Here is a 25990-nt window from a genome sequence, read left to right as displayed (position 1 = left end):
TTGCGCTAGGGGCCGCGTCGCTATTGCGATAGTGGGGCGATTAGCTCAGTTGGTAGAGCATCTCGTTTACACCGAGAGGGTCGGCGGTTCGAGCCCGTCATCGCCCACCATTTTCGACCAGGCAAAGCCATCTGGCGGATGGTTTTCAGATCGGAAATTCCCACTGCAAATGAAGCCGGAATAACGGCCCGCGGCTCTGCTGCCCCTGCGATCAGGGCGTTCACACCAGTTGCGCGGCGTTCTTGCCCATTTCATCAAAATAACGGGCCATGCCATCGGTTGCCTTGTCGCTCAGCGCGATGAAGGCGCGGCGGCGATCGGTGTCATCCTCCACCCTCTCCAGCAGTCCGGAATCGGTCATCTGGCTGATCCAGCGCAGCGCGGTGGTGGGCGGCACGCCCGATGCAATGCACAAGGAAGTGACCGAAACACGGTTATGTTCAACCCGCGCGGCGGTGAGATCGAGCAGCATGTCCCACGCGGGATCGGCAAACAGGTCCCCATCGAAGAAGCGCGCCCGCAGCTGCCGCTGATGGATGATCCGGCGCACCAGCCGGGGATCGGGCAATGGCGGGCGGGTGGAACGCACCAGCCGGTCGCTCGACGATTGCTTGTCACCGGTTGATTGCGGGCCGCCCGCCTGCTCGTCAAACCGAAAAGCCCGTGTGGGACTGCGGACACTGCGTCCAGATTCTGCAGGCTCTCCCATCCGTTCCAGCTTCTCGGAAATCTGGTTCACCTGCTCCGTCAGGCGCAACAGGGTAAGCCGGTCTTCATCGGACAATTCGCGCAGGCGCAGATTGGGAATGCGAGCCAGCATCTGCCCCAGCGCGATCACCCGTTCGGCCCGCCGCGGACTGACGAGGATTTGCGGATCGGACTGCGAACAACAGGCAAACACATCCTCCAGCCCGTCCACGCTGGTGGAAATCACCAGGCGCGCACCAGAGCGCGCGGCGCGCGTATCGAGGCGGGAAAGCGCGGCCAGTCCCTGTGCACCGGGCAGCGGGCAATCGATCAGGATCGCTTCCCCCAGGCTGCGGGGATCGCCTTCGAGCAATTGCGCCAGAGAACCGCATTCGCGCATTCCCAGTCCGGCGGATTCGACATCGGCGCAAATCTCGTCCCGCAGGCGGTCATCATCGGCAAACACCGAAACAGCAAACGGCAGGCCAACCGCATCGGCCACGGCACCATAGGCAAAATTGACCTGACCCATCGAAGAACTCCCTGATTCGTATTGGAACAGGATGAGAACAAATGGGGATCGTGTCAAGAATTGTGTGGTCGGTAGCGGGACCGGTCGGCGTGATCAGTCCGCGAAAGGATCGCGCACCAGTATGGTGTCGTCGCGCTGGGGGCTGGTGGACACGCTGGCCACCGGGCAATCGATCAGTTCCTCGATCCGGCGAATGTACTTGATCGCCTGCGCGGGAAGGTCAGCCCAGCTGCGCGCACCCACGGTGGTGCCTTCCCAGCCCTCGATCTCCTCATACACCGGCTGCACGCGGGCCTGATCGGCGGCGTGGGCGGGCAGGTAATCGAGCATCTGGCCATCGAGCATGTAGCCGGTGCATATCTTGATCGTCTCAAACCCGTCGAGCACGTCGATCTTGGTCAGCGCAATGCCGGTGACGCCGGAAATGGCGCAGGTCTGGCGCACCAGCACCGCATCGAACCAGCCGCAGCGGCGCTTGCGGGCGGTAACGGTGCCGAATTCATGGCCCTTTTCGCCCAGTGTCTGGCCGACTTCATCCTCCAGTTCGGTGGGGAACGGGCCGGAGCCGACGCGGGTGGTGTAGGCTTTGACGATCCCCAGCACGAAGCCTGCGGAGCTGGGGCCAAGGCCCGATCCGCTGGCCACGGTGCCGCTGACCGTGTTGGAGGAGGTGACGAAGGGATAGGTGCCGTGATCGACATCGAGCAGCACACCCTGCGCGCCCTCGAACAGGATCTTCGCCCCGGCCCGCTTGACCTCGTTCAACCGCTTCCACACCGGCTGGGCGTATTGCATCACGAACGGCGCAATCCCGCGCAGCTTTTCCAGCAGGGCGGCGCGATCGATCGGCGGCTCGCCAAAGCCGGCGCGCAGCGCATCGTGATGCGCGCACAGACGGTCCAGCTGGGGTTCCAGTTCGTGCAGGTGGGCAAGGTCGCACACGCGGATGGCGCGGCGGCCCACCTTGTCTTCATAGGCCGGGCCGATGCCGCGTCCGGTGGTGCCGATCTTGCCCTTGCCGGCGGCAGCTTCGCGCATCACGTCCAGCTCACCATGTACGGGCAGGATCAGCGGGCAATTGTCGGCAATACCGAAGTTCTCCGGCGTGATCGCAACGCCCTGCCCTTCCAGCCGGGTAATCTCGTCCTTCAGCGCCCACGGATCGAGCACCACGCCATTGCCGATCAGCGACAATGTGCCGGTGACGATGCCCGAAGGCAGCAGGCTGAGCTTGTAGGTGGTGTTGCCGACAACCAGCGTATGGCCGGCATTGTGCCCGCCCTGGAACCTGACGACGACATCGGCGCGAGACGCCAGCCAGTCGACAATCTTGCCTTTGCCTTCATCGCCCCACTGGGCGCCGATCACGGTTACGTTGGCCATGGGTACACTCCTCCACCCTGCCAGGTGGATCCGAAGGCGTCCTTCGACAGGACTCGACGCCGGGATGAGACAGGCCGGAGCAGCGCTCCGATTGCGTTGCGCGGCCTAGCGTGGCGGTATGCAATGTCAACCGCAGATGGTGGAAACGGGCGCCATCGCGCCCCGGTCATGCACAATTCATGTGCCCGCCAGCATTGCACGCATGTTGAACAGGAGCGACCCCGTGCGAAAACTTGCCCTGACGCTGATTGCCGCCGCACTGGTGGTGCCGGCCATGCCGCCGCTGTCCGCCGCCATCAACGCGCAGAGCCGGGATGCCACCATGCAGACGCTGGCCTATGGCAGCGACGATGCGCAGACGCTGGATTACTGGCCCGGCGCATCGCTGGATGCTCCGCTGGTGGTGTTCGTCCACGGCGGCGGGTGGAAGCGCGGGGACAAGACCATGATGCGCCGCTCCGCCAAGCTGGAGCATTGGCAGGCGCTGGGTTACGCCGTCGCCTCCATCGATTACCGCCTTGTGCCGGATTTCACCGTGGAGCAGCAGGGCGCCGATGTTGCCGCCGCGCTCGCCTTCCTGCGCCAGCGCGCCGCGACGCTGCACTTCGATACAGGGCGTATCGCACTGATCGGCCACAGTGCGGGCGCGCACCTGGTGGCGCTGGTGGGCACTGATCCGCAATATTTTCGCGGTGCAGGCCTGCCGATGGATGCGGTGGCCGGGATCATCCCGCTGGACGGGGCGGCCTATGATGTGCCCGACCAGATGGACGAGAATGCGCGGCTGATGGGCAATACCTATCGCCAGGCGTTCGGCACCGATCCGGCACGCCAGCGGGCCTTGTCGCCCACGCTGCACGCCGCCGCGCCCAATGCTCCGGAATTCCTGATCCTGCATGTTCAGCGCGAGGACGGTACGCGCCAGAGCGGGGAGCTGGGTGCGGCCCTGCGCCGCGCCGGAACGCCCGCCACGGTACAGGGATTTTCCGGCCGGGGCCTGCGCGGGCACCGGGCCATCAATCGCGATCTGGGAGAGGCGGATTACCCGGCAACCGCGGTAGTGGATGCATTCCTGGCGCGGATATTCGCCCGCTGATCAGCGCGCGGCTGCACCCCGGCGGCTTTGCTTTTGCTGCGGCCATGCTAAAGGCGCTGCCATCATGACCAGCTTGCCGATCTGCGTTGCCGCACTTTACCAGTTCACGCGCTTTACCGATTGCGCGGCGGTGCAGGCACCGCTGCAGCAGGTCTGCGATACGCAGGGCATCAAGGGCACCATCCTGATCGCGGAGGAAGGCATCAACGGCACCATCGCCGGAACCGATGATGCCATTGCCGCGGTGCTGGGTCACATCCGCGCCCTGCCCGGCTGCGCCGATATCGGAATCAAGTTCTCGCGCGCGGCAGAGATTCCCTTCATCCGGATGAAAGTGCGGCTGAAGAAGGAGATCGTGACGCTGGGCCAGCCCGGTGTCGATCCGGTGGGCGACGTGGGCACCTATGTCGATCCGCAGGACTGGAACGCGCTGATCGCAGACCCGGACACGATCGTGATCGACACGCGCAACGATTATGAGGTTTCGATCGGCCAGTTCGAAGGCGCGATTGATCCCAGGACCACCAGTTTCCGCGATTTCCCCGCATGGTTCCGCGCCCGCCGGGCAGAGCTGCTGGGCCGCACCAACAAGCCCAGGGTGGCGATGTATTGCACCGGCGGCATTCGCTGCGAAAAGTCGACCGCCTTCCTGCGCTCCGAAGGGATCGAGGACGTCTATCACCTGAAGGGCGGCATCCTCTCCTACCTCGAACATATCCCCGAGGAGGAAAGCCGCTGGCGCGGTGAGTGCTTCGTGTTCGACGAACGCGTCAGCGTGGGTCACGGCCTGCAGCAGGGCGATTACACGCTGTGCCGCGCCTGCCGCCACCCTCTGGATGAGGAGGACCGGGCTTCGGAATTCTATGAAAACGGCGTGTCCTGCCCGCATTGCCACGCTCAGCGCACGCCGCAGCAGCGCAGCCGCTATGCCGAACGCCAGAAGCAGATGCGGCTGGCAAGGAAGCGCGGCCAGGCGCATGTCGGTGCAAGGCTGGCCGGTACGGATGACCGATAGGCCGGTCTTCTACAGCTTTCGCCGCTGCCCCTATGCCATGCGCGCACGATTGGCATTGCAGAACAGCGGCATAGCGATCGAACACCGGGAGATCGTGCTGCGCGACAAGCCTGCGCATATGCTGGAAATCTCTCCCAAGGGCACGGTGCCGGTGCTGTTGTTGCCGGATGGACGCGTGCTGGAGGAAAGCCTCGATATCATGCGCTGGGCACTGGCGCTGAGCGACCCCGAAGGATGGCTGAGCGGCACTGACGATGCACTGATCGCCGCCAATGACGGGCCGTTCAAGCAGCACCTCGACCGCTACAAATATCCCTCGCGCTTTGATGGCGCCGATCCGCTGGAACACCGCGCGGGAGGCCTGGCGATCCTGCAAGATCTGGAGCAGCGGCTGGCGCAGCAGCCATTCCTGTGCGGACCAACCCGCAGCTTCACCGATGCGGCCATCGCGCCCTTCGTGCGGCAATTCGCACATACTGACCGGGACTGGTTTGTTGCACAGCAATTGCCAGCCTTGCAGGCCTGGCTGGAGAGCTATCTGGCATCGGACCTGTTCACCGCGATCATGGCAAAGCACCCGATTTGGGTGCCGACCGACTAATCTGGCCGACTGATCTACAGCGCGACCGGCTCTTCGCCCTGCAACACGTGGGAGCAGCCCAGCTTTGCCGGATCATCCTGTTCCGAAAGCGCCGCCAGCGTGCGCCAGCCTTCGCCGCGCAACTGCGCCGCAGCGCCGCGATCATGGCCCAGCGGCAGGAACACCTTGGCGCCGAGGTCCTCATTACCCTTCACCGCCTCGACCAGTTCTTCGGGGTAGAGCGAGAAGCCGGTGGCAGGCTCGTTACTGCCGCCGATCATGTAGGTGCCGCCGCGGCCCAGCGCACCGCGCACGCCATCGGCAAAGATCGTGAAGCCGAACCAGCTCTGATATTCAAAGCCGTGGCGTTCTGACGGATCGAGCGTCAGCCGCGCCTTGCCCGCCACGCGTGCGGCAATCTGGCGCAGGCCTTCCAGCCGGGTGGCCAGCGCCCCGCCGGCATCGAAGGCGGCGAGTTTCTCGGCGGCTTCCTCGAACGGTCCGCTGGCGAACAGCAGCGGGATATACGCCTCGCCGCCCGCTTCCTTCAGCCCGCCTGCATCCTTGGCATCCAGCTCGCGGCGCACGGCATCGCGCTGCTCGGGATCGAGCGGACAGGTATCCTGTGCCAGCGTATCCACCAGATCCGGCAGGGTGAAATCGACAGAGATGCCGGTGGCACCGGCAGCTTCGAGAGCGGCAATCGCCAGCTCTACCATTTCGCCTGCCGCAGCCGCGCTGTCACTGCCGATCAGCTCCGCGCCGATCTGCAGGTTTTCGCGCCGCGGCTCCAGCTGGTCCCCGGCGATGCGCACCACCTGCCCAGCATAGCACAGGCGCAGCGGGCGCGGCGTGGTGGCAAGGCTGGTGGCGGAAATGCGCCCGACCTGTGCGGTAATGTCCGATCGCAGCGCCAGCGTGCGCAGGCTCTTGGGATCGACGAAGCGGAACATGTGCCGCGTCAGCAGGCCATCGGTGCGACGGGCCATGCTCTTTTCAAATTCGATAAGCGGAGGGCGCACACGGTCAAAACCGTGCGCGCCCATCACCGCCATTGCAGCATATTCGATACGGGCTGCCGCTGCCGCGCTTTGCGGCAGGCGGTCTTCCAGCCCTTCGGGCAGCAGGTCCGATGTAGGATCGTTCATCACCCGCAAGCCCCTAGCGCCTTCCACGTCAGAAAGACAACGCCTTCACGACCTTCACGCCTTCGATTTTGCTGGCCTTGTCGATCACATCGGCAGGGATGCGCTGGTCAACCGAAAGCAGCAGCACAGCTTCCCCGCCCGCTTCGCGGCGACCAAGGTGGAAGGTGCCGATGTTGATTCCGGCCTCACCCATCAGCGAGCCCATACGGCCGATGAAGCCGGGCGCATCCTGGTTGACGACATAGAGCATGTGGCCATCCAGATCGGCTTCGATCCCGATACCGAAGATCTCCACCAGACGCGGTGCGTTTTCGCCGAACAGCGTACCGGCAACCGAACGCGGTCCCTGGCTGGTGGCCACGGTCACGCGCAGTAGCGTGTGGTACACGCCCTCGTGCTCGTAACGGACGGAACGGACCTGCAAGCCGCGCTCCTTCGCCAGGTAAGGCGCGTTGACCATGTTCACCGTGTCCGAATAGTGGCGCATGAAGCCGGCCAGAACCGCACCTTCGATCGGCTTGCCGTTGAGTTCGGCAGCAGCGCCCGAACGCTCGATGGTGATTTCGGTCAGATTGCCGTGAGCCAGCTGGCTGACCAGCGAGCCGAGCTTTTCCGCCAGCGCCATGTACGGCTTCAGCTTGGGCGCTTCCTCGGCGCTGAGCGAAGGCATGTTGAGCGCATTGGTAACGCCGCCGGTGAGCAGGAAGTCGCTCATCTGTTCGGCCACCTGCAAGGCCACGTTGACCTGCGCTTCAGTGGTCGATGCACCCAGATGCGGGGTGCAGATGAAATTGGGCGTGCCGAACAGCGGGCTTTCCTTGGCCGGTTCCACTGCAAACACGTCCAGCGCGGCGCCTGCCACATGGCCGCTGTCGAGCGCTTCCTTCAGAGCGACCTCATCGATCAGCCCGCCGCGCGCGCAATTGACGATGCGCACGCCCTTCTTGGCCTTGGCCAGACGATCACGGTTGAGGATGTTGCGCGTCTCATCGGTCAGCGGCGTGTGCAGGGTGATGAAATCGGCCCGTTCCAGCAGCTGTTCCAGATCGACCTTCTCCACGCCCATTTCCACGGCGCGTTCGGGCGTCAGGAAGGGATCGTAGGCGACAACCTTCATCTTCAGGCCCAGCGCGCGCGATGCGACGATGGAGCCGATATTGCCGGCGCCGATCAGGCCCAGCACCTTGCCGGTGACTTCCACGCCCATGAAGCCGTTCTTCGGCCACAGCCCCTGCTGCGTCTGCGCATTGGCTTCCGGAATTTGCCGGGCCAGTGCGAACATCAGGGCGATGGCGTGTTCGGCAGTGGTGATGGAATTGCCGAACGGCGTGTTCATCACCACCACGCCCTTTGAACTGGCGTAGGGGATGTCGACATTGTCCACGCCAATGCCGGCGCGGCCGATGACCTTCAGATTGGTGGCCGCATCGAGGATCTCTGCCGTCACCTTGGTGGAAGACCGAATGGCGAGGCCATCGTACTGGCCGATGATGGCGATCAGTTCTTCGGGCGTCTTGCCGGTGATGACGTCCACATCGCAGCCGCGATCTTCAAAGATCTTGGCGGCATTGGGGTCCATCTTGTCGGCAATGAGTACTTTGGGCTTGGTCATGGGAATTCTCCCGTAAAATGAGAACAGGCGCGCGAAAGGGGGATGTGTGGCGTCGCCGTTTGAAAAAGGGGATAGCGGGCCCCGCACGAAGCGGGGCCACGCCGGTCAGCTTTACAGCGTGCCGTTCTTCAGGGCTTCATAAGCCCATTCGATCCACGGCAGCAGGCGCTTGATATCCTCGGCTTCCACCGAACCACCGCACCAGATGCGCAGCGACGGCGGAGCATCGCGGTAGCCGTTGAAATCATAGCCGATGTCCATTGCTTCAAGCTTGGAAGCGATGGTCTTGGGCACAGCTGCCTGCTCTTCAGCGGAGAGGTTGTCATACCACTCGCCCTGGAAGACCATGCACACACCGGTGTTGGTGCGCTGGGCGGGATCGGGAACCATGTTGCGCAGCCAGGGCGTGCTCTCGATCCAGTCGGTCACGATCTTGGCATTGGCATCGGCACGTTCGAACATCGCCTTGCGGCCACCGATCGACCTGGCCCATTCCAGCGCCATGATGTAATCTTCGGTCGCCAGCATGGAGGGGGTGTTGATCGTGGCGCCTTCGAAGATGCCGGTGTTGATCTTGTTACCCTTCTTCAGGCGGAACAGCTTGGGAAGCGGCCATTCGGGATCATAGCTTTCGATCCGCTCAACCGCCTTGGGGCTGAGGATCAGCATGCCGTGCTGCGCTTCTGAGCCCAGCACCTTCTGCCAGCTGTAGGTGGTGGCATCGAGCTTGGCCCAATCCATCTCCATCGCGAACACGGCGCTGGTGGCATCGTTGATGGTGATGCCTTCGCGGCCCGGCGCAAGCCAATCCGTATTGGGGATCTTCGCGCCCGAAGTGGTGCCGTTCCAGGTGAAAACGACATCGTTTTCCTGGGGGATCTGCGCAAGATCGGGAATATGGCCGTAATCGGCGTCCAGCACCTGCAGGTTGGGCAGCTTGAGCTGCTTGACCGCATCCTGAATCCACACGTTGCCGAAGCTTTCCCATGCGGCCACAGTTGTCGGGCGGTTGCCCAGCATGGACCACATCGCGCATTCCAGCGCGCCGGTATCGGAGCCGGGCATGATGCCGACCAGATAATCATCGGGAACGCCGAGCAATTCCTTGCTCAGGTCGATGGCATATTTCAGCCGGCCCTTGGCATATTTGGAGCGATGCGAACGTCCCAGGCTCTTGATATCGAGCTTGTCGAGCGACCAGCCGGGAAATTTGCAGGTGGGTCCGGATGAAAAAAACGGGCGCTCCGGACGAAGCGTAGGTTCGGTACTCATTTGTATTCTCTCCTTGCAGAGAGCTCGCGCGGCGTTGGGACCGCGTGGCCCGTCGGCGGCCCTAGGCGGATGCCGATCTGAGTCAAGCGCGATTATGATTTCTGCACCGCTGCGCGCGCTCGCCATCCGGAAATTAGGAAAATATTAACCACAGGTCCGCCAGAAACATCAGTATGACCCGCTTTGCCATCATCGCCATGTCGGCTGCACTGCTATCCGGATGCTCGGTCGTGCCCGAATCACGCGGGCAACAGCGCGCTGCGCCCCGCGCGCAGCAAAGCGTTACCGTTGCCACCGCCGCCCGCCCGCAGGAGAGCCAGTGCCTGACCCGGCTTGGCCAGGCAGGTGTGCAGTTCTCCCCCCTTCCCGATCGCTATACTGGTGAGGGGTGCAGCAACATCGGCACTGTCCAGCTGACCGCGCTGCGCAGCGATATCACCACCATGGCGGTCAGCAATATCGGCCCCGTGCAATGCGATGTGGGCAATGTCTTTGCCAGCTGGGCACGCTTCGGCGTGGACCGCGCCGCCCGCCAGCTGCTGGGATCGCCGCTGCAACGCATAGAGACCATGGGCAGCTATTCCTGCCGCAATGTTGCCGGTTCCGCGCGCCGATCCGCCCATGCCACCGCCGGAGCCATCGATGTGGCCGCCTTCATCCTGGCCGATGGCCGCCGCATCAGCGTGGCCGATGACTGGAACAATGGCTCTTCGGCAGAGCGGGAGTTCCTGCGGGTGGTGCAAGGCAGCGCGTGCCGCCGCTTTGCGACCGTGCTCGGCCCTGAATACAACGCCGCCCACCGCGATCATTTCCACGTCGAAGGGGTGATGGAGGGCAGTTCGTTCTGCCGTTGATCTGGCCCGTGCCTATGGCCGCCGAGGGCTGAGGACAGAGCTATTCGCCAGCCAGCCGCGCACGCGGGGCCCGCTCACCTTCGTCGAATGTCTGGTAGGTGGCACTACCGTCCACGTCGTAATTGGCTTCCAGACGCAGGCGCACCACTTCGGCGGCATGCTGCGCGCCGAGCTTTTCCATCATGTTGGCGCGGTGGATTTCCACTGTACGCGGACTGATTTCCAGCGCCCGGGCAATCGCCTTGTTGGAACATCCCTCGCTCAGCCATTCCAGCACTTCACGCTCTCGCTTGCTCAGCGTGCCGATCCGCTGGCGGGCTTCCACCAGCCGGCGGCGTGCTTCGGCATGGCGGCCCGCATCGACCATCACATGCGTGGCCATGCGGCTGAACTCCTCCTCGTTCAGGGGCAGGCGCAGATAATCGAGCGCACCGGCCCTGATCGCCTGCACCACCTCATCCACATCGGGCGCGTGAGAGGCGGCGACCACCGGCAACCAGACACCGGCATCGCTGAGCCGTTCGAGCAGGCTGTCCACCCCGCTGGTGAGGATACTGTCGCAGGCGATGATCACGCCTTTCGTGGGCGACATCATCAGCAATTCGGCGATATCCGAATAGACCTCTGCATGATGGCCGAGCGAAAAGGCCAGGCGTGAATGTTCCGCGCGAAGACGGCTGTCGCCGCCCAGGATGTGAAGTGTGAGTCGTTTTTCCATGGCTCAGATATGTGCAGCCATTGGCGGGGCCTGGCACGAAAGGTCTGAACCATAACCAAGCAAATATACCTGCCGGGCGACTGTTTTTCGGGAGAATTGCACGATTGAATTCCATCCATTGTGGAGCGGAATTCGGTATTATCCCGGAAAGGAAGTCTACTTATGATGTTTTCCCTAGGTAGAGACACCTAGTTGTTGAGGCAATTCAACGAGTTGCCTTGTCCGTGTCCTGCTGGAAGCTGTAATCCGGCAGGGAGTGGAACGCACTGCGCAAGGCTTCGCTCCAGCTCGATGAGATGGCATCGAAATAAGGATCGGTCTGGTCAATCCGGCGCATATGCAGCGGCTCGAAATTGTCACGCTCGATCACCATCAGGTCCAGCGGCAGGCCGACCGAGAGATTGGCCTTGAGCGTGGAATCGAAGCTGACCATCAGCAGCTTCACCGCATCTTCAAAGCTCATCGAGCGGTCATAGGCGCGGATCAGGATCGGGCGGCCATACTTGGTTTCGCCAATCTGGAAGAACGGCGTGTCGAAGCTGGCTTCGATGAAATTGCCTTCCGGGTAGATCATGAACAGGCGCGGCTCCATCCCGGCAATCTGCCCGGCGAGGATGATCGAGGCGGTAAAGCGCCCCTTGCCGTTCTGGCCGTTTTCGGACTGGGTGGCGTGCACGGTTTCGCGCAGCAGCTTGCCGATCTCCACAGCCACCTGGAACATGGTGGGCAGTTCCAGCAGCGAGTTCTGCCTCTCTCCCGGTGCCTTGGTGCGCTCCTCCAGCCGGCTGATCACCGCCTGGGTGGTGGCCAGATTGCCCGCCGTCATCAGCGACAGGATGCGCTCTCCCGGCACCGTCCAGTGGGTCATCTTGCGGAAGATCGAGATATTGTCGACGCCCGAATTGGTGCGCGTATCGCTCATCAGGACCAGGCCCTTGTCGAGCACCATGCCAACGCAATAAGTCATTTGAGTACCTGTACTTTCAAGAATTCAACGGCAGACAATTGTCCGGACCGTCATTGTTGGACCATCTGCTGTTCGACCGAAAGGTCGACAGTCAGGTCCTTGGTCGATGCACCATAGCTGGTGCCCGTTATGGGTGCCGCATCGCGGTAGTCACGGCCCGTGGCGACACGCACATAGCGCTCATCCGGGCTGATACCGTTCGAAACATCGAAACCGACCCAGCCAAGCCCCTCCACATGGGCTTCCGCCCAGGCGTGGGTTGCCTCCTGCTGGATCCGGTCATTCATCATCAGATAGCCACTGACATAACGCGCCGGAATGCCCAATGCGCGCGCCGCACCAATGAAGATCTGTGCGTGGTCCTGGCAAACGCCGCCGCCATCGGCCAGCGCCTGTTCCGCGGTGGTGTCCACATGGGTCACGCCAATTTCATATTTCACCGCTTCGATCGTGGCGGCCGAAAGACTGTGCAGCATGGCCAGCTTGTCATCATCATTACGGCGAACGGCAGCGATCAGCGCATTCAGCTTTGGCCCTGGCCGCGTGCGCTTGGTCTGCGCCAGAAACGACCACAGCGGCAGGAAGCCCGAATGGGTACCCAGAACGCCCGCACTGTCATTGGTGTCCACCGTGCCCTGACATCTGACGACCACTTCCTGCGTTCCGGGAAGGACCGAGATCAGCGAGGTGTGATTGAAGTTCTGGTCATCATATTCCAGTTCCAGCACCGCGCCTTCAAAGCTCATCGTCCAGTCGACAATGATCTGCCCCTGCGTTGCCTTGGGCGTCAGCCGCAGGCGCTGCAACGCGTGCTTTACCGGCTGGTCGAACACGTAATGGGTCGTGTGATTGATGGCTAAGCGCATGATTGTGGACCCCGGATCAATCGGCAAACAGGTAATCTTCGGCAATCGCGGTGGCGATAGCCTGGTTGCCAACGATGAAATTGACGAGGAATTCATGCAGCCCGGTATCGAAGATGGTGTCGATGGTCGCCGCGGCCAGCTTGTTCTTCGCCTCCTGCATCAGGGTGTTCGCCCTGCTCTCCTGACCGTGCATTTCTGCGAGAGCCTGAAGATTGTCGGACAGCGCCTCGTAACAAAAGGGGAAGCTGCGCGGGAAACGGCCATCCAGGATCAGCAGTTCGGCAATGCCGCGCGCATCCATTCTGCCGGCGTTGAGCGAGCGATGCGCGCGCCGACCGGACAGTGACCGCAGCACATTGTCCCACTGGCCCGAATCCAGCGTGGAGCCGACATAGGAATAGGACGGCAGCAGCAGGTAATATTTGACGTCGAGGATACGGGCGGTGTTGTCCGCCCGTTCAAGATAGGTGCCGGACCGCGCGAAATGATAGATGTCATTGCGATACATCGAGCCATAGGTGGCACCGCGCACCAGAGTGGCCTCGCGCCGGATCTGCCGCAGCACTTCGCCCAGCGCAGCATCGCGCACTGGCCGGGCCATCGCGCCCTTCAGCGTCATCCATCCTTCATTCACCGCTTCCCACACTTCTGCGGTGATGGACGTTCGCGATGCGCGCGCGTTGTTGCGCGCACTTTCCACCATCTTCAGCACGCTTTCGGCGTTGTCGGCATCGCGCAGCACGAAATTGCACACCTGCGGCCCGGTATAGACATCATGCGCCGCTTCATACGCCTTGCGCAGGCCCAGCGTGACGATGACGGAACGCCATTCATCTTCCGCCCCATCGGCCCCGCGGGTCAACGCCATGCGGGCGCCGGCCTCCAGCAGGCGGGCGGTGTTCTCCGCCCGTTCGAGATAGCGGTACATCCAGAATATGGAGCTGGCGGTCCGGCCTAACATGTGAGTGCTCCTGCCATCAGTCGTCCAGTACCCAGGTATCCTTGGTGCCGCCGCCCTGACTTGAATTGACGACCAGCGAGCCCTTCTTCAGCGCTACGCGGGTCAGGCCGCCGGGCGTGATATCCACCCCGTTGGGCGACACCAGCACGAACGGACGCAGATCCACATGGCGCGGCGCGAGGCCGGCCTTGGTGAAGATCGGCACGGTGGACAGCGCCAGCGTCGGCTGGGCGATATAGTTTTCCGGCCTCGCCTGAAGCTTCTTGGTGAAATCCGCCAGCTCTCGCTTGGAAGAGGTCGGCCCGATCAGCATGCCATAGCCGCCGGAACCGTGAACTTCCTTCACCACCAGATCGGCAATATTGTCCAGCACATAGGCGAGGCTGTCCGCTTCCGCGCAGCGCCAGGTCGGCACATTGGGCAGCAGCGGCTTTTCACCGGTATAAAACTCCACGATCTCCGGCATGAAGCTGTAGATCGCCTTGTCATCGGCAACACCCGTTCCCGGCGCGTTGGCGATGGTAATCCCGCCGGAGCGATAGACATCCATGATGCCGGGCACACCAAGCATGCTGCCGGGATTGAAAGTCAGCGGATCGAGGAAATCGTCATCGACGCGGCGATAGAGCACGTCGATCGGCTTGTAGCCCGACGTGGTACGCATCTGCACGCGCCCGCCAATCACCCGCAGATCGCTCGCTTCCACCAGTTCAGCCGTCATCTGATCGGCCAGGAAGGCATGCTCGAAATAGGCCGAGTTATAGATGCCCGGCGTCAGCACCGCGATCACCGGCTTGTCCGTCGTGGCGCTGGGCGCACAGGCGGCCAGACTTTTCGCCAGTCGGCGCGGGTAATCGGATACGCGCTGGACCGGAATGCGGGAAAACAGCTCAGGGAACATCGCAATCATCGTCTCGCGATTTTCCAGCATGTAGGACACGCCGCTGGGCGTGCGGGCATTGTCTTCGAGCACCATGAATTCATCAGGTCCGGTGCGGACCAGATCGATGCCGACGATGTGCGTGTACACGCCGCCGGGCGGATTGAAGCCGACCATTTCGGGAAGCCATGCTTCGTTATTGCTGAACAGGCGCTGCGGCAGGCGGCCCGAACGGATGATCTCCTGCCGGTGGTAAAGATCATGCATGAAGGCGTTGAGCGCGCGCACCCGCTGTTCGATCCCGCGAGACAGGCGGCGCCATTCGCTGCCGGTCACGATGCGCGGCACCATGTCGAAGGGGATCAGGCGTTCTTCGCCATCGCCCTCTCCATAAACGTTGAAAGTAATACCGCTGCGGCGGAAGAAATTCTCGGCTTCGGCATTCTTGCGGCGCATGGCCGCGGGTTCCTGCTGGTCAAGCCAGTTCGCATAATCGCGGTATGCCGGACGGACCGTGCCGTCTGGCTCAAACATTTCGTCGAAATTCGGAACGTCTGGATTACTCATAAACACCTTTTGCCGCACTGCAACACTACACGTTTAAATGCTTGCGCCAAGCGCCGTCTTGAAAAAATGCCGTCAGGATCAGGCGGCATCGAGTTCCTCGGCAACAGCCAGGATGGCCTCTGCCGAATTGGAGAAGCCCATGTGCGTACAGCGCAAGGCGCGGGTCCGGTCTCGCTCTCCGGCACAGCCGCATGCGCTGCGCGCTGCAACCACCCCGTCTCGCGGGCTCCAGAAAGCCACCGTCTCCACCGGGGGCTTGGCGGCGATATTTGCCGCGACCGGCGGACTCTCTACCGAATGGCCGGTAATCAGCTGGTAGATGCGCCAGACATTGTTGGAATAGGGCGTGTGGCTGAACGGCGCGCCCATCGTCACCACCTTGGCCACATGCTGCGGATGGCGCTTGGCAATCTCCCGCGCGAAAATTCCGCCAAGGCTCCAGCCCACCAGAACCACCTTCTGGCCATAGCGATCATGCACATCGCACACCCGGCGGGAGAGGATTTCGAAATTCTCCTCCGTCGGGCCGAAGTTGAAACCCATGCCCCAGCGCTTCACCACATGACCGGCAGCTTCCAGCTGGCGCGCCATATAGCGCATGCGCAACGGGTGGGTGGCAAAGCCGGGCAGAAGGATCACGATTTTGCGCTGGCTGGCCACGGGAACCTGCAAAGGCGCGCGCAAGTGGCGCAGCACCGGCTCAACAAAGGCCGTACTCTCCCCCAGCATCAGCACGCGGGAGGGGTGCGCGGCATTGTGCGGCGGCTGCTGGCGCAACAGTTCGACCCGGCGCGAGACCGCATGGGCGAGCATCCCCGCCCTTTCGGACAGGCCCTGTGCAACAGGAAAATGTTTCAGTTTTGCGGCGCCCATAGCTTCCTTGTAACACAACTGACTTGTTGGGCCAGCAATGGTTGAAGCCGGACATATTTCCGCAACAGGCGTCAGCAATCGCCGACGCGCTGATTCTCGACGACGAACTGCATTTCCAGCAGCCCGCCCGGAATGGCTGGCCCGCGTTGTTCAATGTCGAGCTGCATGCGCGAGCTTTCGGCGCTGCCCGTGCCCGTCATCTCCACCGTGCTGGAACTGCCGCCGGCGCCGGGACATTGCAATCTGGCGTGCAGGCGCGTGGCCCCGGCATCGAAACTCTCCACCGCGCAATCACCCTCCTGGATGTCGCGCAGCAGGGCCACAAAGCCCTCGTCGGCATCGGCGCCGGTCAGGCAGATCGTGCCTTCCTGCGGTTCCAGCACGTCCATCATCGTACGCATGCGCTGCGCTTCCTGCGGACTGGCGGAAGGCAGGTCAAACGACGTGAGCCGGGAGGTGGTGCGATAGAGGCCGGGCAGCGGCTTCACCATGTTGCCCGCGCTGGCGAGCATATCCTCCTGACTGGGCGGTTCGCTGGAACAGCCCGCCAGCACCTGACCGGTCAATAACAGGACAAGGGCCGCAGCCCTGCGGGTCAGGAACATTCTCCGATCCGCTCGGAAACCACGCGCATGCGGATGGTACCCGGACCCATGCCGGGCATGTCAGCCGAAAAGCTCATCACCATGTCCGCGCCATTGCCATCCATCGTTCCGGTCAGGCTGACATCGCCGGTAATGCCCTGGCCCGTGGGACAGTTCATCGCCGCGTCGATGGTGCCGCCGGACATGTCAAAACGCTCCACGTTGCAGTCGCTCTCGGCCATGTTGGCCAGCATCTGCTCACGCGAACTGGCCGCGTCTTCCGCGGTCAGGCAATAGGTCGTCTCTTCCGCCGCGCCCTCGGCAAAGGCGGAACGCATCATGCCCGCCATTTCCTCCGGCATTCCGGGCACGTCGAGTTCCAGCAGTTCCTGGGTGGAGCGGTACTGGCCCGGCTGCGGCGTTTCGGCATCGGCCAGCTGGCTGGCCATTTCGTCCGCGGTGACATCATCGCCATCGGCATCGCCGCCACAGGCAGTCAGGGCAAGGGCCGCGGCCAGCGGCAGGACATACAAGGATTTGCGCATTGGAATTCCCCCAAGGATAGCGGGCAGGGAATCCCTCCCCGCCAATATACCGGCAAACTAACAAGCCTGATGCCATATGCCAATCAGCCAATGAGCCAATACGCCGATTGCCAATGAGATTGCGCGTTGGCGCGCTCTTCCCCATATGAATGCACATGGCCGAACTCGTAATCCGCCGCGGACTGGAAGAGCCTGATACGTCAGCCTCCTTCACCCCGCATAAACCGCAGCGCCCGGAAAAATCGCTTCCGGGCAAGGCGTTCAAGCTCGTCTCCGATTATGAGGCGGCGGGCGATCAGCCAACCGCCATTGCCGATCTGGTGGCGGCGGCGAAGGAAGGCGAGCAGACGCAGGTGCTGCTGGGCGTTACCGGCAGCGGCAAGACCTTCACCATGGCCAGGATGATCGAGGAATTGCAGCGCCCCGCACTGGTGCTGGCGCCCAACAAGATCCTGGCCGCGCAGCTGTATGGTGAGTTCAAGAGCTTCTTCCCTGAAAACGCGGTGGAATATTTCGTCTCCTATTACGATTACTACCAGCCCGAAGCCTATGTCCCGCGCTCCGACACTTACATCGAGAAAGAGTCGAGCGTGAACGAGGCAATCGACCGGATGCGCCATTCGGCTACCCGCTCGCTGCTCGAACGGGACGACGTGCTGATCGTGGCCTCTGTATCGTGCATCTACGGCATCGGTTCGGTCGAGACCTATTCGGCCATGATCTTCGACATCAAGCGGGGCGAAACGGCCGACCAGCGCGAACTGATCCGCAAGCTGGTTTCGCTGCAATACAAGCGCAATGACGCCGCCTTCACCCGCGGCACTTTCCGCGTGCGGGGTGACAATCTGGAACTCTATCCCAGCCATCTGGAAGACACCGCCTGGCGGATCAGCTTCTTTGGTGACGAGATCGAGGAGATCAGCGAATTCGATCCCCTGACAGGAACCAGGGGCACGGCGCTGGATGCGGTGCGCGTCTATGCCAATTCGCACTATGTCACGCCCGGCCCGACCATGAAGCAGGCGACGCAGGCAATCCGCTTCGAACTGGAGGAGCGGCTGAAGGAGCTGGAGGCGGAGGGCAAGCTGCTGGAACACCAGCGGCTGGAACAACGCACCAACTTCGACCTGGAGATGATCGCCGCCACCGGCAGCTGCAACGGGATCGAGAATTACAGCCGCTTCCTGACCGGGCGCCTGCCGGGCGAGCCGCCGCCCACCTTGTTCGAATATCTGCCCGAAAACGCGCTGCTGTTCGTGGATGAAAGCCACCAGACGGTGCCGCAGATCGGCGCCATGTCCAAGGGCGATCACCGGCGCAAGATCACGCTGGCCGAATATGGCTTTCGTCTGCCCAGCTGCATCGACAACCGCCCGCTGCGCTTCAACGAATGGGATGCGATGCGCCCGCAGACCGTGGCCGTTTCCGCCACTCCCGGCACGTGGGAGCTGGAGCAGACCGGCGGCGTGTTTGCCGAACAGGTGATCCGCCCCACCGGCCTGATCGATCCGCCGGTGGAAATCCGCCCGGTGGAAGATCAGGTGCAGGATTGCATCGAGCAATGTCGCCAGGTGGCGCAGAACGGCTATCGCACGCTGGTTACCACGCTGACCAAGCGCATGGCCGAGGACCTGACCGAGTTCATGCACGAAGCGGGGCTGCGCGTGCGCTACATGCATTCCGATGTCGAGACGCTGGAGAGGATCGAGCTGATCCGCGACCTGCGGCTGGGCGTGTATGACGTGCTGGTGGGCATCAACCTGCTGCGCGAAGGGCTGGACATTCCCGAATGCGGGCTGGTGTGCATTCTGGACGCGGACAAGGAAGGCTTCCTGCGCAGCGAAACCTCGCTGATCCAGACCATCGGCCGCGCCGCGCGCAACGTGGATGGCAAGGTGATCCTGTATGCAGACCGGATCACCGGCAGCATGGAACGCGCCATGGCGGAGACCGATCGGCGGCGCGAGAAGCAGCGCGAATATAACGAAGCGCACGGCATCACCCCCACCACCATCAAGCGCGGCATTCAGGATATCGTGGCGCACACCGCCAGCCGTGACAGCGTGCTGGTGGAGATCGAGGACGATGCGGTCAACAACCTCGTCGGCCACAATCTGCGCAGCTATATCGAGGATCTGGAAAAGCGCATGCGCAATGCCGCCGCCGATCTGGAGTTCGAGGAAGCAGGCCGCCTGCGCGACGAAATCCGCCGGCTGGAAGCAGGCGAACTGGGCATTCCCGATGGCGACAAGAAGGCGCCGATGGTCGGGCGATCCAACGAAGGCAAACCCGGCACGCGCAAGATGCGCTACGGCAAGACGCAGAGGAAATTCGGCAAGTGAGACTGCTGATCGCGGCGATCTGTATCCTGCCGCTTGCCGCCTGCGACAGGCCGGAGCCTGCGCCGGTGCAGCGCATTGCGCTGGCCAATGTGCGGACCAGCTCTCCGCAGGTGATGCTGGAATCGCCGGACACGTCGACTGCCGCATGGGTGGTCAATCAAAGCGGGCAGGCGATCCATTTTGGCGAGGCAGACCAGGATCCGCTGATCACACTGGATTGCCGCCTGCAGCAAAGCCCGCCGCAGCTGGCGATCATCCGTCATGCACCTGCCCGGCCCGGCCTTTCCGCGCTGTTTCCGGTGATCGGCAATGGCATGCGCTCGCGCTTTCTGGTCGATGCCAAATTGACCGATGGCGAGTGGCGCTGGGAAGCGACATTGCCCGCCGATGATCCGCAGCTGGACGTGTTCACCGGCCCGCGCGACATCACCGCCACCCTGCCCGGTGGCGGGATGCTGGAAATCGCGGGCAGCCGCATTCCGGGAGAATTCGTGACCTGGTGCCGCGCAGGCGGACAGGTGATGCAGGCGCAGGATGACGAGCAGGCGCAGGCCTCTACCGAAGAGGCTGCCGAGTAGCCGGTCAGCCAGCCTCGGCCAGTTCCACCAGCATGTCTGGCGTCAGCAATTGCGGCAGCTGTTGGGGCGGCCCATTGACCGGATACCACAGGTAGAGCGGCACACCGGCAGCGCCCTGCTCGGTCAGGAAGCGGGTGATCGCCTCATCGCGCACGGTCCAGTCGCCGCGCATGGTGACCACGCCCGCCGCTTCGAACGCGTCGCGCACCTCGTCGCGCTCTATCGCCACGCCCTCGTTCACCTTGCAGGTCAGGCACCAGTCGGCGGTGAACCACAGGAACACCGGCTGGCCCGATGCGCGCGCTTCGGCGAGGGCCGCCTCGCTGTAATTGATCGGTGAATGAATCGATTCTGCCTGTCCCGCAGTGGCAGGCGTAAAGCTTGCCGGCAGGGCAAAGGCGCCAAACAGGGCAAAGGGCGCGGCTATCAGGCCAAAGGCGGGCCACGCCAGCTTGCCCGCACGCTGCAATCTGCCGGTCACCATCAGCGCGATCACCAGTCCCACTGTCATCACCAGCGCCACCAGCGCAAAGCCCTGCCCGCCCAGTCGCGTGGCCAGCCAGATCAGCGCCAGCGCGGTCAGCCCCATCGGGATCGCCATCGCCTTGCGGAAACGGTCCATCCACGGTCCCGGCCTTGGCAGGCGGTTCCTCAGCGCCGGGACGAAGCCGAGCAGCAGGAACGGCAGCGCCAGACCAAGGCCCAGCGCGGCAAACAGCAGCAGCGCCTGCGCGGTCGGCAGCAGCAGTGCCGCACCCAGCGCCGCCGCCATGAATGGCCCGGTGCAAGGTGTCGCCACGAAAGCGGCCAGCAGGCCGGTGGCAAAGGAGGAGCCCGGCCCGCCTGTGCGCGTTACGGAGAGTGAGGGCAGTTCGAACAGGCCCGCGAAATTCGCCGTGATCAGCACCGCCAGCACCAGCAGCGCGACGACCACGCCGGGTTCCTGCAACTGAAATGCCCAGCCGATCTGTTCCCCGCCCGCCCGCAGCGCCAGCAGCAGGCCGCCCAGCGCAAGGCAGGCCAGCACCACACCGGCGCTATAGGCCAGCGCCTCGCGCCGCGCGCCCGCCGCGCTCTCGCCGGCGCGGGCAAGCGTCATCGCCTTCAGGCTCAGGATCGGGAACACGCAGGGCATCAGGTTGAGGATCAGCCCGCCTGCCAGCGCGGCAAGGATCAGCCATGCCAGAGAGGTGGGCTGTTCGGTCCCGTCCAGCGCTTCTCCGCCGGTAGACACCTCACCCGGCTCCGCCTCGAACCGCAGGCCGTCACGCGCGCCGCCCAGCGCGATGATACCGCTTACCGCCTGAGCCTCATGCCGCAGGCCGCCGCGCGGAATTTCCACGATCAGCGCATCGCCATCGCGGTAGAAACGCTGCGGCGCGTTGTAATCGACCAGTTGCTCCTGCGCGATGAACACATGCGGGCTGGCAATTTCCATCGCCGCCGGAAGGGGGATCGACAGGCGCAGTGCCTCGGCGGTGAATTGCAGGCTGGCCTTGCGGTCCAGCAGCGGCGCGATGGCCGCGCGCCAGCTATCGAAGCGCGGGTGGACCTCTACACCCTCACCAACGGATATCGCGGTGGAAAGCGTGGCCTGCTGCGGCACGCACAGGCTCTCGCTGCACGTCAGCCAGCGCGCGAACACGGTGACCCGATAGGCGCCCGGCGCGGTTCCGTCCGGCACCGCCAGCGGCACCAGCACGGCGTGCTCGCCTTCGAAGATGTGGTTCATGATCCCCTGGATCACATAGGTCTGGGGCACCGGATATTGCGTCTCACCCACGCTCCAGCCTGCGGGCAGCTGCCATTCCAGCACCATGCCCTGCCCCGCGTCGCCGGGATTGCGCCAATAGCCGTGCCAGCCCTCATTGGGCAGGAACACCAGCGCCAGATCGCCCGATGCGCCCGGTGCGATGGCGCGTTCGGCCACCAGCCGCGCGCTGCCGCGGTCCATCATGTCCGGCGGATTGCCCTGCGCCCACGCGGCGTTGGGAAGCGCGAGGCTGAGCGCCACTGCCACCAGCAGATACCGGAAAAGGTCCATGAGACTTGCGCGCATCGTGGGAGACGATCTAGGAGCAGCAGCCATGACGGACAAGCGCGAACTCCTGATCCTTGGTGGCGGCCTGGTGGGCATGACACTGGCCCTTGCCGCCGCGCGGCAGGGAATGTCCAGCCACGTGGTGGACCGGGCAGACCCGGCGGAACTGACGGCGGAGGGCTTTGACGGGCGCGCCTCGGCCATTTCCACCGCCAGCTGGAACCTGTTCACCAATATCGGCATTGCCGACGCGCTGGAACCATTCGGCTGCCCGATCGCCAGCATTGCGGTGACAGATGGCATGAAGCCCGGCAGGCTGGATTTCCAGCCGGAACCGCATGAAGGATCGCTGGGCCGGATGTTCGCCAACCAGCAGTTGCGCCTCGCCCTGTTCGAAGCGGCGGCGAAGGAGCCGCTGATCTCCTGGCATTCCAGGGCCAATGTCGTGTCCCGCACGCGCGGCGAGCACGGCGTTTCCGCCATGCTGGAAGACGGCACGAAGCTGGAAGCCAGCCTGATGGTCGCAGCCGAGGGGCGCCAGTCGCCCACGCGCGATGAGGCAGGCATCGCAATCGCCAAATGGGATTATTCGCACCGCGCGATGATCGCCAGCCTGACGCATGAAAAACCTCACGGCAATGTGGCGTGGGAGATTTTCTACCCCGCCGGTCCGTTTGCCCTGCTGCCATTGCTAGACGATGATCAGGGCCGCCATCGCAGCGCGCTGGTGTGGACCGTTTCGGAAGACGATGCAGCGGGTGTTCTGGCCTTGTCAGACCGCGCCTTCACCGCCGAAGTGGCCAAGCGCATGCATGGCGTTTTCGGTGCTATCGAAAAGCACGGCAAGGTGATGTCCTATCCGCTGGGCTTCCATCACACCGCGCGCATCACCGCGCAGCGTCTGGCGCTGGTGGGCGACAGCGCGCATGGCATTCACCCCATTGCCGGACAGGGCCTGAACCTGGGCCTGCGCGATGTCGGCACGCTTGTGGAAGTGCTGGCAGAAGGCATGCGGCTGGGGCTGGACCCGGGCGATGCGCAATTGCTCACCCGGTATGAAAACTGGCGCGGGCTGGACAGCTTCACCGTGGCGCTGGCCACCGATGGGCTGACGCGCCTGTTCGGCATTCCCGGCAAGGCCCCCAGCATCATCCGCCGCATGGGCATGGCCGCTGTGCAGCGCACACCCGCGCTCAAGCGCTGGTTCATGGATGAGGCACGCGGCGTGAGCGGGAAAATGCCGGAATTGCTCAAGGGCTAGGTAAAGCGGGACTGGCCCGCCTACCTACCTGGCCGGGTTAGTTTGCGGGGCTGGGCTGGGCCACGCGGTCGCCCGAAGCATCACGCAGGTCCCTCGGCTCCAGAATGGCGGCGGTTTCCAGCGCTTCAAGCGCGCGCTGGGCGGCGGCATAAAGCTCCGCATCGGCGATCCACCGTTCCGCCAGTGCTGCATTGGGCATGTTGCGAATCTCGGTGATGGCGAATTCTATCCGCCCGCTCTCCAGATTGGTGCGCGCCCGTTCCAGCCGGTTCTCCGCCACGGGCGAAGGCGTATCATCGGTGCGGATCACAAACAGCTGGGACAGTTCATGGCCAATGCGCGAGAGCAGGCCCATATCGTCCGGTACATCAACCAGATCGGGCGCGATGCCATCCAGCCGGGCAACCAGTTGTTCCAGCGTCACCGGATTGGCCGCGGCATCGATCACCGTCTGCACCGCATTGGGCCGGGCATCGCCAAAGCGCAGCCGCAGCTGATCTTCCAGATAGCCCAGCGGCTGGCCGCGTTCGATCGCGCGGCGCGCGGCAAAGGCAATCAGCAGGCCTTCCGCGCGTGCGGCATTGCCGGCGGCGGCTTGCGATTGCAGGTCCAGCCTGGTCAGCCGCTGTTCCATCGCCGCCACGCGCTGGTCTATGCCGCCGGTCTGCACCTCCACCTGCTGCACACGCTCAACCGCAGCGCGCGCTTCCTGCACGACTTCCTCTGCCGGTTCGGATGAGGTGGGAGTGGGAGACGCGCCCAACAGCGCGGGATCAACCACGATCTGCTGATCATCGCTGCGCAGGCGGAACAATTCGCCCAGCGTCATGCCATCGCCGCGCGTCATGATGAATGTGGCCAGCACGCCCAGCAGGAAAGCGGCCAGCACGGCCAGCACGATTGCGCGCGTGGAAAGCCTGCGCGATTGCGCAGTCTGACGGGGATATGAGTAGCCTTCTTCCATAACGTCCTTAGCGACCCTGGCCGGGCGCCTTTGCAGCGCCTCATTCAGGAAGCGCACCTAATGGCACATGTCTGCCGCCAAGGCCAACAGCGCCTGATCCGTGGGTTGTGGAGCAGTGCCGATCCGCGCCCAGCCTTCGCCCGCCGCATCGGCAATGCGCGGCCCCAGCGCGGCGATGGCGATTGCGCCCAGGTCCAGATTCAGCCGTTCGCATTCGGCGCGCAAGTGCCGGGCGCTGCCTGCTGAATGCAGCAGCACCAGCGCGCCCTCTGCCAGTTGCGCCTGCATCGGATCGGGCATGGCCACGTCCTGCGCCGCGTAGGCGATGCGCGTTTCCATGCTCACCTGTTCGGGCAATTGCAGCGGCACATGGTCGCGCCCGGCAATACGCAGCAGGCGCACCCTGCCGGCCGGAATCCGGGACAGCAGTTCCTGCAACCCGCCCTGCCCGGCCAGTTGCACGGTGAAGCCGGCGCTTTTGGCCACGGCAGCCGTGCTGCGCCCCACCGCGAATACGGGCTTGCCCCGCAAGGCGCGCAGGCTCTCTCCGCCGTGACGAATGGCGTTGGCGCTGCCGATCAGCAGCGCATCGATGGTGGCCGGATCGGGTGCCTCCCACGCCAGCGGCTCTATGCGTGAAAGCGGGTACGGGGTGATCTCCAGTCCCATCTCGGCGCCCGTCTGGCAGGTTGCCTGCGCGCCCGGCTGGGGACGGATCGAGAGGATCGCCGTGCTCATCAGCTGGCAGCAAAGCAATCGGTTATGGCCGCGCTCGCCCGCGAAAGCAGCTCCTGCGCGAGGAGTGCGGGAGCCTGCGCGTCACCGGCGGCAAAGCGCGCTTCTGCTTCCACCCGCTCTGCCCCGTCGGGACTGAACAGCGCCGCGCGCATGTGCAGTTCCTGCCCTTTCAGATTGCACAATACCGCGATCGACGAATGGCACGTCCCGCCCAGCGCCAGCAGCAGCGCCCGCTCTGCCATCACCTCAGCACGGCTGGGCGCGTGGTCGAGTGCCGCCAATGCCGCCAGCGCCGCCGCGTCATTCGTGCGGCATTCCACCGCGATGGCCCCTTGTGCCGGGGCCGGCAGCCAATGTTCCACATCCAGTGAGTGGCCGGTGGTGCCCTGCCCCAGCCGGTCCAGCCCCGCAGCCGCCAGGAAGGTGGCATCCACCTCGCCCGCAGCCAGCTTGGCCAGACGGGTGGCGACATTGCCGCGCAGGCTCACCACAGTGCAATCGGGCCGCATGTGCAAGGCCTGCGCCGCACGGCGCGGGGCACTGGTGCCGATCACCGCCCCGGGGCGCAATGCGGCGAGCGATTCTGCGCCGATCAGCCTGTCGGCCTTGTCCGCGCGCGGCAAGATGGCGGCGATGGTCAGTTCAGCGGGGCGGATCGTTTCCACGTCTTTCAGCGAATGGACCGCAGCATCAATTGTGCCTTCGGCCAGCCACTGGTCCAGTTCCTTGGTCCACAGCGCCTTGCCGCCGATATCGGCCAGCGGGCGGTCCTGCACCTTGTCTCCGCTGGCGGTAACGGGAACCAGCTGCACCGCGCTCAATTCCCAGCCATGCGCTTCGCACAGCCGGTTGCGGGTCTCCTCCGCCTGCACCATTGCCAGCGGCGAGCGCCGCGTTCCGAGCCGTATCTTGATGTTCTGGGTCAT

At 63.8% G+C, this 25990-nt stretch carries 24 protein-coding genes and 1 tRNA gene; 8 read left to right on the top strand and 17 right to left on the bottom strand.

Features of this window, described 5'->3' with window-relative positions; genetic code table 11:
- Positions 1-34 precede the first annotated feature (34 nt).
- A tRNA-Val gene (locus ABDZ98_RS07370) sits at positions 35-110 on the top strand.
- A 110-nt stretch (positions 111-220) separates the two neighbouring features.
- Here the strand turns inward: ABDZ98_RS07370 and ABDZ98_RS07365 are convergent.
- On the bottom strand, positions 221-1219 hold the full coding sequence (locus ABDZ98_RS07365) for a helix-turn-helix domain-containing protein (protein WP_160589899.1): 999 nt from the start codon (positions 1217-1219) through the stop codon (positions 221-223).
- Between the two features lie 93 nt (positions 1220-1312).
- Complete coding sequence (locus ABDZ98_RS07360) at positions 1313-2602, bottom strand: adenylosuccinate synthase (protein WP_160589900.1); 1290 nt, start codon at positions 2600-2602, stop codon at positions 1313-1315.
- A gap of 223 nt (positions 2603-2825) precedes the next feature.
- Between ABDZ98_RS07360 and ABDZ98_RS07355 the strand changes: the two genes are divergently transcribed.
- The 3 genes from ABDZ98_RS07355 (at position 2826) to ABDZ98_RS07345 (ending at position 5314) form a co-directional block, all read left to right on the top strand.
- A complete protein-coding gene (locus ABDZ98_RS07355) occupies positions 2826-3698 on the top strand; it encodes an alpha/beta fold hydrolase (RefSeq protein ID WP_160589901.1) in 873 nt (290 codons plus the stop codon).
- A 64-nt stretch (positions 3699-3762) separates the two neighbouring features.
- The gene (trhO, locus tag ABDZ98_RS07350) at positions 3763-4713 is read left to right on the top strand and encodes an oxygen-dependent tRNA uridine(34) hydroxylase TrhO (RefSeq protein WP_160589902.1); all 951 of its coding nucleotides are present in this window, start codon (positions 3763-3765) and stop codon (positions 4711-4713) included.
- Positions 4703-5314 carry a glutathione S-transferase gene (locus tag ABDZ98_RS07345; RefSeq protein ID WP_160589903.1) on the top strand — a complete coding sequence of 204 codons (612 nt, stop codon included), beginning with the start codon at positions 4703-4705 and terminating at the stop codon, positions 5312-5314. The genes trhO and ABDZ98_RS07345 overlap by 11 nt, the downstream gene beginning before the upstream one ends.
- Before the next feature lie 14 nt (positions 5315-5328).
- Here ABDZ98_RS07345 and ABDZ98_RS07340 read toward each other — a convergent pair whose 3' ends face one another.
- From ABDZ98_RS07340 to ABDZ98_RS07330, 3 genes are all read right to left on the bottom strand, one after another.
- Positions 5329-6441 carry an ATP phosphoribosyltransferase regulatory subunit gene (locus tag ABDZ98_RS07340; protein WP_160589904.1) on the bottom strand — a complete coding sequence of 371 codons (1113 nt, stop codon included), beginning with the start codon at positions 6439-6441 and terminating at the stop codon, positions 5329-5331.
- A gap of 28 nt (positions 6442-6469) precedes the next feature.
- Complete coding sequence (serA, locus tag ABDZ98_RS07335; protein ID WP_160589905.1) at positions 6470-8053, bottom strand: phosphoglycerate dehydrogenase; 1584 nt, start codon at positions 8051-8053, stop codon at positions 6470-6472.
- A gap of 111 nt (positions 8054-8164) precedes the next feature.
- Positions 8165-9325 carry a phosphoserine transaminase gene (locus ABDZ98_RS07330; protein WP_160589906.1) on the bottom strand — a complete coding sequence of 387 codons (1161 nt, stop codon included), beginning with the start codon at positions 9323-9325 and terminating at the stop codon, positions 8165-8167.
- 173 nt (positions 9326-9498) lie between these two features.
- On the opposite strand from ABDZ98_RS07330, the gene ABDZ98_RS07325 reads away from it, so the two are divergent.
- Complete coding sequence (locus tag ABDZ98_RS07325) at positions 9499-10179, top strand: extensin family protein (protein WP_160589907.1); 681 nt, start codon at positions 9499-9501, stop codon at positions 10177-10179.
- Between the two features lie 40 nt (positions 10180-10219).
- Here the strand turns inward: ABDZ98_RS07325 and ABDZ98_RS07320 are convergent, their stop codons facing one another.
- From ABDZ98_RS07320 to ABDZ98_RS07285, 8 genes are all read right to left on the bottom strand, one after another.
- The gene (locus ABDZ98_RS07320) at positions 10220-10897 is read right to left on the bottom strand and encodes a response regulator transcription factor (protein WP_160589908.1); all 678 of its coding nucleotides are present in this window, start codon (positions 10895-10897) and stop codon (positions 10220-10222) included.
- A gap of 205 nt (positions 10898-11102) precedes the next feature.
- The gene (locus ABDZ98_RS07315; protein WP_160589909.1) at positions 11103-11864 is read right to left on the bottom strand and encodes a proteasome-type protease; all 762 of its coding nucleotides are present in this window, start codon (positions 11862-11864) and stop codon (positions 11103-11105) included.
- Between the two features lie 50 nt (positions 11865-11914).
- Positions 11915-12730: a transglutaminase family protein gene (locus ABDZ98_RS07310; protein WP_160589910.1), complete on the bottom strand. Its 816-nt coding sequence runs from the start codon at positions 12728-12730 to the stop codon at positions 11915-11917.
- A 16-nt stretch (positions 12731-12746) separates the two neighbouring features.
- Positions 12747-13691, bottom strand: a complete 945-nt coding sequence (locus ABDZ98_RS07305; protein ID WP_160589911.1) for an alpha-E domain-containing protein — start codon at positions 13689-13691, stop codon at positions 12747-12749.
- A 16-nt stretch (positions 13692-13707) separates the two neighbouring features.
- Positions 13708-15138, bottom strand: a complete 1431-nt coding sequence (locus ABDZ98_RS07300) for a circularly permuted type 2 ATP-grasp protein (RefSeq protein ID WP_160589912.1) — start codon at positions 15136-15138, stop codon at positions 13708-13710.
- 78 nt (positions 15139-15216) lie between these two features.
- Complete coding sequence (locus tag ABDZ98_RS07295) at positions 15217-16011, bottom strand: esterase/lipase family protein (protein ID WP_160589913.1); 795 nt, start codon at positions 16009-16011, stop codon at positions 15217-15219.
- 71 nt (positions 16012-16082) lie between these two features.
- Positions 16083-16616: a DUF3617 domain-containing protein gene (locus ABDZ98_RS07290; RefSeq protein WP_160589914.1), complete on the bottom strand. Its 534-nt coding sequence runs from the start codon at positions 16614-16616 to the stop codon at positions 16083-16085.
- On the bottom strand, positions 16607-17140 hold the full coding sequence (locus ABDZ98_RS07285; protein WP_160589915.1) for a DUF3617 domain-containing protein: 534 nt from the start codon (positions 17138-17140) through the stop codon (positions 16607-16609). Before ABDZ98_RS07285 ends, ABDZ98_RS07290 begins: the two co-directional genes overlap by 10 nt.
- A gap of 155 nt (positions 17141-17295) precedes the next feature.
- On the opposite strand from ABDZ98_RS07285, the gene uvrB reads away from it, so the two are divergent.
- Together uvrB and ABDZ98_RS07275 are read left to right on the top strand one after the other, a co-directional pair.
- Entirely contained in the window at positions 17296-19482 is a 2187-nt protein-coding gene (gene uvrB, locus ABDZ98_RS07280; RefSeq protein WP_160589916.1) for an excinuclease ABC subunit UvrB, read from the top strand.
- The gene (locus tag ABDZ98_RS07275) at positions 19479-20060 is read left to right on the top strand and encodes a hypothetical protein (protein ID WP_160589917.1); all 582 of its coding nucleotides are present in this window, start codon (positions 19479-19481) and stop codon (positions 20058-20060) included. Before uvrB ends, ABDZ98_RS07275 begins: the two co-directional genes overlap by 4 nt.
- A gap of 4 nt (positions 20061-20064) precedes the next feature.
- Here the strand turns inward: ABDZ98_RS07275 and ABDZ98_RS07270 are convergent, their stop codons facing one another.
- A complete protein-coding gene (locus tag ABDZ98_RS07270) occupies positions 20065-22119 on the bottom strand; it encodes a protein-disulfide reductase DsbD family protein (RefSeq protein ID WP_237437371.1) in 2055 nt (684 codons plus the stop codon).
- On the opposite strand from ABDZ98_RS07270, the gene ABDZ98_RS07265 reads away from it, so the two are divergent.
- Positions 22103-23362: an FAD-dependent monooxygenase gene (locus ABDZ98_RS07265; protein ID WP_237437372.1), complete on the top strand. Its 1260-nt coding sequence runs from the start codon at positions 22103-22105 to the stop codon at positions 23360-23362. The genes ABDZ98_RS07270 and ABDZ98_RS07265 overlap by 17 nt on opposite strands.
- Before the next feature lie 37 nt (positions 23363-23399).
- Here the strand turns inward: ABDZ98_RS07265 and ABDZ98_RS07260 are convergent, their stop codons facing one another.
- Genes ABDZ98_RS07260 through hemC form a run of 3 tightly spaced genes read right to left on the bottom strand, consistent with a single transcriptional unit; the run spans position 23400 to position 25990 of the window.
- Positions 23400-24383, bottom strand: coding sequence for a hypothetical protein (locus tag ABDZ98_RS07260; RefSeq protein WP_337190151.1), 984 nt, complete (start codon positions 24381-24383; stop codon positions 23400-23402).
- Positions 24384-25064 carry a uroporphyrinogen-III synthase gene (locus ABDZ98_RS07255; protein ID WP_160589920.1) on the bottom strand — a complete coding sequence of 227 codons (681 nt, stop codon included), beginning with the start codon at positions 25062-25064 and terminating at the stop codon, positions 24384-24386. It abuts the gene before it with no gap.
- Positions 25064-25990 (bottom strand): hydroxymethylbilane synthase, encoded by a 927-nt coding sequence (hemC, locus tag ABDZ98_RS07250; protein WP_160589921.1) that lies wholly within the window; start codon positions 25988-25990, stop codon positions 25064-25066. Before hemC ends, ABDZ98_RS07255 begins: the two co-directional genes overlap by 1 nt.

The organism is Alteraurantiacibacter aestuarii (assembly GCF_039523595.1).
Taxonomy (GTDB): Bacteria; Pseudomonadota; Alphaproteobacteria; order Sphingomonadales; family Sphingomonadaceae; genus Alteraurantiacibacter; species Alteraurantiacibacter aestuarii.
This window is presented reverse-complemented; position numbering and strand designations above follow the sequence as displayed.

Excerpts from the sequence above, each read along its gene's own strand:
- ABDZ98_RS07305 (WP_160589911.1), bottom strand. The coding sequence starts at position 13,691 with ATGTTAGGCCGGACCGCCAGCTCCATATTCTGGATGTACCGCTATCTC.
- ABDZ98_RS07295 (WP_160589913.1), bottom strand. The coding sequence starts at position 16,011 with ATGGGCGCCGCAAAACTGAAACATTTTCCTGTTGCACAGGGCCTGTCC.
- ABDZ98_RS07290 (WP_160589914.1), bottom strand. The coding sequence starts at position 16,616 with ATGTTCCTGACCCGCAGGGCTGCGGCCCTTGTCCTGTTATTGACCGGT.
- serA (WP_160589905.1), bottom strand. The coding sequence starts at position 8,053 with ATGACCAAGCCCAAAGTACTCATTGCCGACAAGATGGACCCCAATGCC.
- ABDZ98_RS07320 (WP_160589908.1), bottom strand. The coding sequence starts at position 10,897 with ATGGAAAAACGACTCACACTTCACATCCTGGGCGGCGACAGCCGTCTT.
- ABDZ98_RS07265 (WP_237437372.1), top strand. The coding sequence starts at position 22,103 with ATGAGACTTGCGCGCATCGTGGGAGACGATCTAGGAGCAGCAGCCATG.
- ABDZ98_RS07340 (WP_160589904.1), bottom strand. The coding sequence starts at position 6,441 with ATGAACGATCCTACATCGGACCTGCTGCCCGAAGGGCTGGAAGACCGC.
- ABDZ98_RS07345 (WP_160589903.1), top strand. The coding sequence starts at position 4,703 with ATGACCGATAGGCCGGTCTTCTACAGCTTTCGCCGCTGCCCCTATGCC.
- ABDZ98_RS07310 (WP_160589910.1), bottom strand. The coding sequence starts at position 12,730 with ATGCGCTTAGCCATCAATCACACGACCCATTACGTGTTCGACCAGCCG.
- ABDZ98_RS07315 (WP_160589909.1), bottom strand. The coding sequence starts at position 11,864 with ATGACTTATTGCGTTGGCATGGTGCTCGACAAGGGCCTGGTCCTGATG.
- ABDZ98_RS07270 (WP_237437371.1), bottom strand. The coding sequence starts at position 22,119 with ATGCGCGCAAGTCTCATGGACCTTTTCCGGTATCTGCTGGTGGCAGTG.
- uvrB (WP_160589916.1), top strand. The coding sequence starts at position 17,296 with ATGGCCGAACTCGTAATCCGCCGCGGACTGGAAGAGCCTGATACGTCA.
- ABDZ98_RS07325 (WP_160589907.1), top strand. The coding sequence starts at position 9,499 with ATGACCCGCTTTGCCATCATCGCCATGTCGGCTGCACTGCTATCCGGA.
- ABDZ98_RS07365 (WP_160589899.1), bottom strand. The coding sequence starts at position 1,219 with ATGGGTCAGGTCAATTTTGCCTATGGTGCCGTGGCCGATGCGGTTGGC.
- ABDZ98_RS07255 (WP_160589920.1), bottom strand. The coding sequence starts at position 25,064 with ATGAGCACGGCGATCCTCTCGATCCGTCCCCAGCCGGGCGCGCAGGCA.
- ABDZ98_RS07300 (WP_160589912.1), bottom strand. The coding sequence starts at position 15,138 with ATGAGTAATCCAGACGTTCCGAATTTCGACGAAATGTTTGAGCCAGAC.
- hemC (WP_160589921.1), bottom strand. The coding sequence starts at position 25,990 with ATGACCCAGAACATCAAGATACGGCTCGGAACGCGGCGCTCGCCGCTG.
- trhO (WP_160589902.1), top strand. The coding sequence starts at position 3,763 with ATGACCAGCTTGCCGATCTGCGTTGCCGCACTTTACCAGTTCACGCGC.
- ABDZ98_RS07360 (WP_160589900.1), bottom strand. The coding sequence starts at position 2,602 with ATGGCCAACGTAACCGTGATCGGCGCCCAGTGGGGCGATGAAGGCAAA.
- ABDZ98_RS07285 (WP_160589915.1), bottom strand. The coding sequence starts at position 17,140 with ATGCGCAAATCCTTGTATGTCCTGCCGCTGGCCGCGGCCCTTGCCCTG.
- ABDZ98_RS07330 (WP_160589906.1), bottom strand. The coding sequence starts at position 9,325 with ATGAGTACCGAACCTACGCTTCGTCCGGAGCGCCCGTTTTTTTCATCC.